A 9,093-nucleotide genomic window follows, 5' to 3' on the forward strand; every position below is an offset into this window, starting at 1 on the left:
ATTTTGGTCGGTTTACATCTAACCTTATTCCACTGTCACCGATTTAGCCAAGTTACGTGGTTTATCTACGTCACAGCCGCGGTGAAGGGAAGCATAATAAGAAATTAACTGTAATGGTACTACAGAGATAAGAGGTGTTAACATTGGATTGATTTCAGGCAATACATAAGCGTCTCCCTCTTGCTCAAGTCCCTGCATAGAGATGATGCAAGTGTGTGCACCACGTGCCGCAACTTCTTTTACGTTGCCGCGGATGCTTAGGTTAACGTCTTCTTGTGTTGCAAGTGCGATTACCGGCGTGCCTTCTTCAATAAGGGCAATCGTACCGTGTTTCAATTCGCCGCCAGCAAATCCTTCTGCCTGAATGTAAGAAATTTCTTTTAGCTTGAGTGCTCCTTCTAGACATACATAGTAGTCGATTGAACGACCGATAAAGAAGCAGTTGCGTGTTACGGATAGATATTCACGCGCGATCATTTCAAAGCGGTCTTTATCATCACACAGAGCTTCCATTGCATTAGCAACAATGCCGAGTTCTTTCACGACCTGGAAGTCTCCCAATTGTCCTTTTGCTTTTCCGACAACAGAAGCAAGAATGGTTAATACAGCCATTTGTGCTGTATAAGCTTTTGTTGAGGCAACGGCAATTTCAGGGCCTGCATGAAGGAGCAAAGTGTAATCCGCTTCACGTGATAATGTTGAGCCTGGTACATTCGTGATAGTAAGCGCTTTGTAGCCCATCTCTTTCGTTTGGACCAATACGGCACGGCTGTCTGCCGTCTCACCGCTTTGAGAGATGAAGATGAACAATGGCTTTTCAGAGAGAAGAGGCATATTGTAGCTGAATTCAGATGCTACATGCACTTCTACTGGAACCTTTGCCATTTTCTCAAACATTTGCTTACCAACTAAACCAGCATGATAGCTCGTTCCGCAAGCAATGATATAGAGACGATCTGCCTCATTGATGGCATTGATGATTGCCGGGTCGATTGTCAAATCGCCAGACTCATCCTGATAGTTCTGGATAATCTTGCGCATTACCAACGGCTGCTCATCAATCTCTTTAAGCATATAGTGAGGGTACGTACCTTTTTCAATGTCACTAGCATCCAGCTCTGCAGTATATGGCTCACGCTCAACAACTTTTCCGTCAAGTTCTTTAATGGTGATGTCATCCTTTGTGACGATAACCATTTCTTTATCCATTAACTCAACGAATTGATCTGTTACTTGAAGCATCGCCATTGCATCACTTGCAATAACATTGAATCCAAGTCCTACACCTACTAAAAGCGGACTCTTATTCTTCGCGACATAAATTGTATCTGCATCTTGTTCATCCAATAAGCCAATCGCATAAGAACCATGCAATAAAGTAAGCGTCTTAGAGAAAGCCGCTTCTACAGATAACCCTTCTTCGACGAACTTACTAATAAGCTGCACGATGATTTCCGTATCCGTGTCGCTCAAAAGTTCAACGCCTTCCAGGTATTCTTTCTTTAATTGCTCATAGTTCTCGATTACACCGTTATGCACAATAGTGAAACGCTTGTTGGCACTTTGGTGAGGGTGGGCATTCCTGCAGCTAGGCTCCCCATGAGTTGCCCAGCGTGTATGACCAATTCCTTTTGTTGTACTTACATTGCTGTCAACAACCTCGCGAAGATCCGCTATACGTCCCTTTTCTTTGAAGACATGTACGCCGTTTTCATTCATGACCGCGATACCCGCTGAATCATATCCTCTATATTCAAGCTTTTCCAAGCCTTTTAGTAAAATGTCTTTTGCATCTTGATGTCCAATATATCCTACAATTCCACACATACTTGTTTATCCTCCTATAATAAGAAGAAGGGAACAAGAATGCTCTCTATATTAATAAGGGGCATTCTTGCCCCCTTACCTCTGATCAGCAAATTTGTTATGTGCTTCTCTCTTTATTCTGTCCAGTTTGTCGCCAAACTGTTTTGGTAAAAAGAGTTGCAGCCCGCACATGTAAGCTGGGAGGCTCCCGCCGAACATTTCGATAACCTCCACCTCGTCAACTAAATCCCACCACATGGGTTTAGTTCTGGCGCTTATACAGAAAACCCGACTTCTATCCTCCATTCTATTTTTAGAATCACTTCCTAGCATACACGGTTCAACTCAATCAGTCAATTCAGAATTCTACCCAATACATAGTCAAACAATCCTTGTATACCCGCTCCAATATAAAATATGCATAAGCAGGAGGTTTGCCCCCGCTTATGCATCATTCACTCTGCCTAATTTTCCAATCCCATTTCTGCTCGAACGACATCTGCGATACGGTCGACATACGCATCACATTGCTCCTGTGTCGGTGCTTCAGCCATGACTCGAACAAGCGGCTCTGTTCCAGAAGGACGAACGAGGATACGGCCGTTTCCGTTCATTTCCCCTTCGACTTGCTCAATGATTGCCTTCACCTTTTCATTATCTGTTACATGGTGCTTATCTGTAACCCGGATATTCACAAGCTTTTGCGGATAGACGGTCATCTCAGCAGCCAGCTCAGACAATGGCTTCTTCGTCAGCTTCATAATATTAATTAACTGCACACCTGTTAATAATCCGTCTCCTGTTGTGTTGTAATCAAGGAAAATGATATGACCGGACTGTTCTCCACCGAGATTGTAGCCGCCTTTTTTCATTTCCTCCACTACATAGCGGTCACCGACAGCTGTTTGAGCACTCTTAATTTCATTAGCCTCAAGCTGCTTGTAGAAGCCCATATTGCTCATGACTGTTGACACGACTGTGCCTTGCTTCAAGCGGTTATGCTCCTTCATGTATTTCGCACAAATATACATGATTTGATCACCGTCAACGATTTGGCCTTTTTCATCAACAGCAATCAAGCGGTCGCCGTCGCCATCAAAAGCAAGACCAATATCTGCTCCCTTTTCAAGGACGAATTGAGCCAGCTGTTCAGGATGAGTAGATCCAACTCCCTCATTGATATTCAATCCGTTCGGAGATGCCCCCATCGTAGAGGTATCTGCATCCAAGTCAGCAAATAAATGCGTCGCAAGAGAGGATGTGGCACCATGTGCACAATCAAGAGCCACATGAATACCTGTAAAGTCTTCATCAGCTGTTTGCTTCAAGTATTGAATATACTTCTGTCCACCCTCAAAGAAGTCATTGATTGTACCAAGGTCACCACCGATTGGGCGTGGAAGTTCGTCCGCTTCCATATCAAGTAACTCTTCGATTTCTCCCTCTTGTTCATCAGACAGCTTGAATCCATCAGAGCCGAAGAATTTGATACCATTATCCGCTACAGGATTATGTGAGGCAGAAATCATGACTCCGGCCTGTGCACCTAGAGCTTTTGTTAAATAAGCTACGCCTGGGGTTGAGATGATGCCTAAACGCATAACCTCTGCTCCTATAGAGAGAAGACCTGCTACCAGTGCACTCTCCAGCATATAGCCGGAAATCCTGGTATCACGTCCAATTAACACCTTAGGACGCTCATCTGTATGCTTGGTTAATACATATCCTCCAAATCGGCCTAGCCTAAAAGCAAGCTCAGGTGTCAGTTCGCTATTCGCTACACCCCTCACACCATCTGTACCGAAATATTTACCCATGTTCAAATCTCTCCTTCTAGATATCCTCTCTTTTCAGCCCGCGGGCATGAAAGAAAATGGATTTTATCCTTCTGAATTCTTTTCTAATAACTCTATGTTTACGGTCTTGCTGTCGTTGGGAAGCTCCCAATGAACCTCATCAGGTGCTGTCACATTCATTGTAACCTGGTGCTCCCCTGCCTCAAGACCTGTAACATCCACTGAGACTGTAATATCACTCGTCTTTAATGTTTTGAGGACTGATTCATCCCCTGTTACTTCTATTGATACAGCCCCGCCCTCTGGCTTAATGAAATTGGCCTCATATAAATTCTCATCCAGCCCTAGGATGCCAATTGGAATGCCAGCGAGTGTCTCGGTAGCTTCTTTTATCTCTGTCGAAGCTGCCTCTTCTTCCTTTTCAGCTTTGTCCTCACTTTCGTCTTCCTTAACATCAATAGTGACCTTCACCGTATCAGTTGATGAGCCAACTACCCCGTCTGGGAGGCTGACCGGCAGCTCTAGCGTGGTATCCTCTTTAATGCTGCTGATATCCACCGGTACTTCAATTTCTTTCACTTTATCCAGAACAGATACATCTCCATAAATGGTGACCTTATCGGTATCCAGCTTTACATCCTCGATGGTGACTCCCTTAGGCTCTGTCCCTTTTTGAACCGCCTTCAAGTTAACCTCCTTCGATGGGCTGCTAATATTGATTGTAATATTGACCGAAGCCGGCTTGATGATGACATCCAGCTTATTCATATTGGCATCATATGCTTGAACAGCCGCCTCAGTATTAATATCCTTTGTCACATTGCCATCTGTGTTCACTGCAGCTCTGACTATGGCAATTTGATTAACCAAGCTCTTCGCACCCGTGATTTGCACCTTTGCAGGGTCAATGACCGGTGAACCGGCTTGATAGCCCTCACCTAGAACACTCTTATCAAACTCCGCCTCGACTTTATATTCCTCTGTCACCTTCTCCTCGACATCTACATCCACATAAGCTTGGGTTAGCTGATAATTCAGCTTATCAGACAAGCCCTTCACTTCGATAGGCGCTCTTTGAGAGCCAATTTCTGCATTGGATAAATCTATATAGATCTCAAAGTCCATCTTATTGCGTGTAGCCATTACAATACTTTCAGGACCTTCAAGAGTAATCCCCACTGTATCTGGAGCACCGCTGACAATCAAATTGTCTGTGTCATAGTATATTTCAACAGGTACATCATTAATAAGTGTGGACCCTTCCTTTGATTGTGTGCTTGTAATATTTCCAGGAGTACTGTTGACAGAAATAAATAGCAGGAACGCTATCACAAACGCGCCGACCTTCATAAACCATCCGCTCGATGTGATTTTATCCATTTCTCTTCGACCTCCAATTCCAAAGATTTGAAGAAGTCGTTTTATTGCTGATCGTCAATTCATTTTCCAGCATGTTTTGAAGCTCATCCAGAGAAAGATTCCGATAGAGCTCTCCATTCTTCGTGAGAGACACACTGCCTGTCTCCTCTGAGACAACAATGGTAATGCTGTCTGTTACTTCACTAATGCCAAGTGCTGCCCTATGTCGTGTTCCAAGCTCCTTTGAAACAAATGGACTCTCAGATAAAGGCAGATAACATGCTGCCGCGGCAACTTGATTATTTTTCAGAATCACTGCACCATCATGAAGCGGCGTATTCGGAATAAAGATATTAATGAGCAATTCAGAGGTCACCTTTGATTCAAGTGAAATTCCTGTCTCAATATAGTCATTCAGGCCTGTTTCTCGTTCAATGGACATCAAAGCACCAATCCGCCTTTTCGCCATATAGCTTGTAGACTTCACAATGGCCTCAATCATTTGCTCATGTTCATTATCTTCAATACTCGTGGAGCGGAACCATTTGCCCCTTCCCAGCTGCTCAAGGGCTCTCCTAAGCTCAGGCTGGAAGATGATGATAATGGCGAGTACCCCCCATGTCATCGTTTGCTCCATAAGGTAACTCAGCGTATTAAGCCCAATAATCTCACTTGCAAACCGTACGCCGATGATTAAGATGATCCCTCTTAATAGCTGTACAGCCTTTGTTCCTTGTATAATTTGCAATAATTTATAAAATACCAGCCAGACCAGAAATATATCTGCGATACTGATTATATAATCTAATAAAGAAAAATTCTCTAGAAACGGCATGTCATGTCCTCCAGTCATGTCCTTTCCCATTGACGGCTTTTAATTCTTATGCCCGTCCATACATATAACTCCATTATTATAACATACTGTCGGACAAACTCTAACAGTTCAGTCTAATCTGTGTGTTCAAAAAAACAGACCTCCATCCGGAAGGTCCACCAATTTATCACGAGGTCTTATTCAATTATATTTTTCACGGTTTCTTTAATGTTATACCAAACCCATTCAAATAATTGATCAATCTCTTCTATATCTCCTGTTACCTCTCCAGCTCCGGCAAGATACTTCTCCCCGTTAATAACGGTTAGATCACCTTGGACGGTTCCTTCAACCTTAATATTGCCATTTTTGACGACCATATCTCCTTCAATCGTCTTGCCCTCTGGAACAATAACGGTCTGACCCATTACGACGATATCTGGATCCTTCGAGAAGGAAAACTGCTGTTCTTCTCCCCAATAGGAGAACATCGTTCCACCCATCAGCATGAGGAACATGGAGGCAGCAATCAAGACAGGATTTCGCTGAAGCCATCTTTTCATATTTATCTTGCGAGATTGCTTTGGCAAGCAATCCATAACCTTGTTTGTGAAGCCAGCTGGTGCTTCTATATGAGAACCTTGCAGCAAGGCAATCGTTCTGTTCAGCTCCTGAAATGTCAGCATGCACTCATCACAGTCCGCGATGTGAGCCAGGAGTATATTTGCTTTTTCCTTATCAATCTCTCCATCAAGATAATCATGGATATATTCCTCGATATCATCCGGACATTGTCTCATTATCATTCACCTCATTATAAAGATTGCATTGATTTGCGCAATGCATCTCTTCCTCTATGAATTCGCGTCTTGACTGTTCCAATCGGCAAATGGAGAATCTCGCTGATTTCCTTTAAGGAAAGCTCATCCACATACTTCAGCACAATTGCTGCTCGATACTTCTCGGGAAGCTTTTGAATCTCCAGCTGAACCCTTTCCTTCAGCTCCAGGTTCTCGAGCTCCTCCTCAGGCAGTTTCTCAGCGGAGGGAATTTGAGAATACATATCAAGCCCTTCCGTTCCAGCCACCTCAGCGTCCAAGTAGAAATCCGGCTTCTTCTTTCGAATTCGATCTATACAAAGATTCGTCGCAATCCGGTATAACCAAGTCGAGAATTTACGGTTCATCTGGAATGTATGGATATTTACGTATGCCCGAAGAAAGGCCTCCTGTGCGACGTCCTCAGCCTCATAGCGGTCTCCAAGCATGCGATAGCATAATTGGAATACCTTGTCTTTATAAAATTCAACTATATCCTCAAAGGCACGCTGGTCTCCATCACGCACTTGTTGGATTCTTTCTTTTATTAGTCCTTCCAAATTTCCCATCCTCCGCATTAGCGGCCTTTTTGCTTATATACGCCTGGCCCTAGAAAAAAGTTTCATTTATTAGCATGTTTTATAAAAATGAATAAAGAAAGTGTTTATTTTTTGAAAATTTTGGGTAAAAAAGGAATATATATGGTAAGTAAGGAGTGACGAATTGGAACTACATACATTAATGAAGGATATTGAGAAATACCGCCAACGGATGATTACATTGGCTTCTCACTCTTCAATGGTCGATTCTGATGTCATTAAGGCTAGTACTGAACTTGATTCGTTAATCAATCAGTATCAAAATCAAACAAGGTACGTATACAAAAAGCAGTAGTCCTCTATATACAGGATGCTGCTTCTTTTCATGTCCTCTAATAATCGCTCTTGCTCCATTCTCCTCAATTGTAGGCTTTGTTGCCTCATATGACAAGCAATGTATAAAATGATTTATTCTTATATTCGTACCCTTTAAAAATCGAGTAAAGGGGAAATTCACTTGAATTTCCCCTCTCACACCACCGTATGTACAGATCCGTATACGGCGGTTCAATAGCTTGAGTAAATGAGCTGGTATTTCACAGATATGTCTTCATATCCGTGACGTGCCAGCTCTTTATCTGTTAAGGAGCGGTGAAGGACGTAACTCTTGGAAATGGATAGCTTGTTGAAGCATTCGGTCGATAACGGTTGGAATGCCTAGTTTACACTTTCCTCCATTAGGTTTCGGGCAGTATTGGACTTCGTCTTGTTGTGCAGGCTCATCTGACCTAAGCCAGCCTTGTATCTAGTTTCTGTTCGTCCGTCCGGGAGTTTGCGTCCAGCTTCTTTCAGCCACTACCTCACAATAGCCGCCTTCCCTTTCGCTAACCGTTCCTATTGCCAAGCCTGTAGTGGACTTGTACCACCAAGTTTTCGCCTATGCAGGATGCACACAAAAAAACCTTAATTGCATTGCAACTAAGGTTTAACTATTATTATTCATTGGAGCGGAAGACGGGATTCGAACCCGCGACCCCCACCTTGGCAAGGTGGTGTTCTACCACTGAACTACTTCCGCAAAATGAGCCATGAAGGACTCGAACCTTCGACCCTCTGATTAAAAGTCAGATGCTCTACCGACTGAGCTAATGGCTCTCATATTGGCTGGGCTAGCAGGATTCGAACCTACGAATGACGGAGTCAAAGTCCGTTGCCTTACCACTTGGCTATAGCCCAATAAAAAGAAAAAGGGACAATCTCTTTTGTCCGTTGGATGTTTCTTATAAGAAATGGTGGAGGGGGGCAGATTCGAACTGCCGAACCCGAAGGAGCGGATTTACAGTCCGCCGCGTTTAGCCACTTCGCTACCCCTCCGATTATTAAGAGTGCCGGCAAGAGGACTTGAACCCCCAACCTACTGATTACAAGTCAGTTGCTCTACCAATTGAGCTACACCGGCATAATATCAACGTTTCATAAGACATTTATTAGTATAAACGATATTTCGTTCACTTTCACCAAGAAATGTTTGGTAATTTTAATGGTGGAGGATGACGGGATCGAACCGCCGACCCTCTGCTTGTAAGGCAGATGCTCTCCCAGCTGAGCTAATCCTCCATATAGATAATGGTGACCCCTACGGGATTCGAACCCGTGTTACCGCCGTGAAAGGGCGGTGTCTTAACCGCTTGACCAAGGGGCCTCTTTCTTTTTCATAACTGCAATCGAGAGCTTCCAAGCGGGCTCGAACCGCTGACCTCTTCCTTACCATGGAAGTGCTCTACCTGCTGAGCTATGGAAGCACAATCGAGCAAGAAATGGCTCCGCAGGTAGGATTCGAACCTACGACCGTTCGGTTAACAGCCGAATGCTCTACCACTGAGCTACTGCGGAATAGTATAAGGTATGTGCCCGGCAACGTCCTACTCTCACAGGGGCGTGAGCCCCAACTACCATCGGCG

The 9,093-nt window shown here is 43.9% G+C and carries 7 protein-coding genes and 9 tRNA genes; 1 reads left to right on the forward strand and 15 read right to left on the reverse strand.

What is annotated here, in order from left to right; genetic code table 11:
* Window positions 1–24: 24 nt before the first annotated feature.
* The 6 genes from glmS to sigW form a co-directional block, all read right to left on the reverse strand.
* Complete coding sequence (gene glmS, locus ACI35L_RS11475) at window positions 25–1,827, reverse strand: glutamine--fructose-6-phosphate transaminase (isomerizing) (RefSeq protein ID WP_049672500.1); 1,803 nt, start codon at window positions 1,825–1,827, stop codon at window positions 25–27.
* A gap of 443 nt (window positions 1,828–2,270) precedes the next feature.
* Window positions 2,271–3,623, reverse strand: a complete 1,353-nt coding sequence (glmM, locus tag ACI35L_RS11480; protein WP_049672502.1) for a phosphoglucosamine mutase — start codon at window positions 3,621–3,623, stop codon at window positions 2,271–2,273.
* Window positions 3,624–3,686: 63 nt separating this feature from the next.
* On the reverse strand, window positions 3,687–4,982 hold the full coding sequence (locus tag ACI35L_RS11485) for a CdaR family protein (protein ID WP_049672503.1): 1,296 nt from the start codon (window positions 4,980–4,982) through the stop codon (window positions 3,687–3,689).
* Window positions 4,975–5,796, reverse strand: coding sequence for a diadenylate cyclase CdaA (cdaA, locus tag ACI35L_RS11490; protein ID WP_049672504.1), 822 nt, complete (start codon window positions 5,794–5,796; stop codon window positions 4,975–4,977). The genes ACI35L_RS11485 and cdaA overlap by 8 nt, the downstream gene beginning before the upstream one ends.
* Before the next feature lie 176 nt (window positions 5,797–5,972).
* The gene (locus ACI35L_RS11495; RefSeq protein WP_439802930.1) at window positions 5,973–6,575 is read right to left on the reverse strand and encodes a zf-HC2 domain-containing protein; all 603 of its coding nucleotides are present in this window, start codon (window positions 6,573–6,575) and stop codon (window positions 5,973–5,975) included.
* Window positions 6,576–6,589: 14 nt separating this feature from the next.
* Window positions 6,590–7,153 (reverse strand): RNA polymerase sigma factor SigW, encoded by a 564-nt coding sequence (gene sigW, locus ACI35L_RS11500; protein ID WP_049672506.1) that lies wholly within the window; start codon window positions 7,151–7,153, stop codon window positions 6,590–6,592.
* Window positions 7,154–7,316: 163 nt separating this feature from the next.
* On the opposite strand from sigW, the gene ACI35L_RS11505 reads away from it, so the two are divergent.
* Entirely contained in the window at window positions 7,317–7,487 is a 171-nt protein-coding gene (locus ACI35L_RS11505; RefSeq protein WP_082197219.1) for an aspartyl-phosphate phosphatase Spo0E family protein, read from the forward strand.
* A gap of 648 nt (window positions 7,488–8,135) precedes the next feature.
* On the opposite strand, the gene ACI35L_RS11510 is transcribed toward ACI35L_RS11505, so the two are convergent.
* The 9 genes from ACI35L_RS11510 to ACI35L_RS11550 form a co-directional block, all read right to left on the reverse strand.
* Window positions 8,136–8,210: transfer RNA gene (locus tag ACI35L_RS11510), tRNA-Gly, on the reverse strand.
* Between the two features lie 4 nt (window positions 8,211–8,214).
* Window positions 8,215–8,287, reverse strand: a tRNA-Lys gene (locus tag ACI35L_RS11515).
* Between the two features lie 6 nt (window positions 8,288–8,293).
* Window positions 8,294–8,368: transfer RNA gene (locus ACI35L_RS11520), tRNA-Gln, on the reverse strand.
* 54 nt (window positions 8,369–8,422) lie between these two features.
* Window positions 8,423–8,506: transfer RNA gene (locus ACI35L_RS11525), tRNA-Tyr, on the reverse strand.
* Between the two features lie 12 nt (window positions 8,507–8,518).
* A tRNA-Thr gene (locus ACI35L_RS11530) sits at window positions 8,519–8,591 on the reverse strand.
* An 82-nt stretch (window positions 8,592–8,673) separates the two neighbouring features.
* Window positions 8,674–8,749, reverse strand: a tRNA-Val gene (locus tag ACI35L_RS11535).
* A gap of 10 nt (window positions 8,750–8,759) precedes the next feature.
* Window positions 8,760–8,834 (reverse strand) — tRNA-Glu (locus ACI35L_RS11540).
* A gap of 27 nt (window positions 8,835–8,861) precedes the next feature.
* Window positions 8,862–8,934, reverse strand: a tRNA-Thr gene (locus ACI35L_RS11545).
* A gap of 16 nt (window positions 8,935–8,950) precedes the next feature.
* Window positions 8,951–9,025: transfer RNA gene (locus ACI35L_RS11550), tRNA-Asn, on the reverse strand.
* Window positions 9,026–9,093 lie beyond the last annotated feature (68 nt).

The sequence above is a fragment of the Pradoshia sp. genome (assembly GCF_051873915.1).
Lineage (GTDB): Bacteria > Bacillota > Bacilli > Bacillales > Pradoshiaceae > Pradoshia.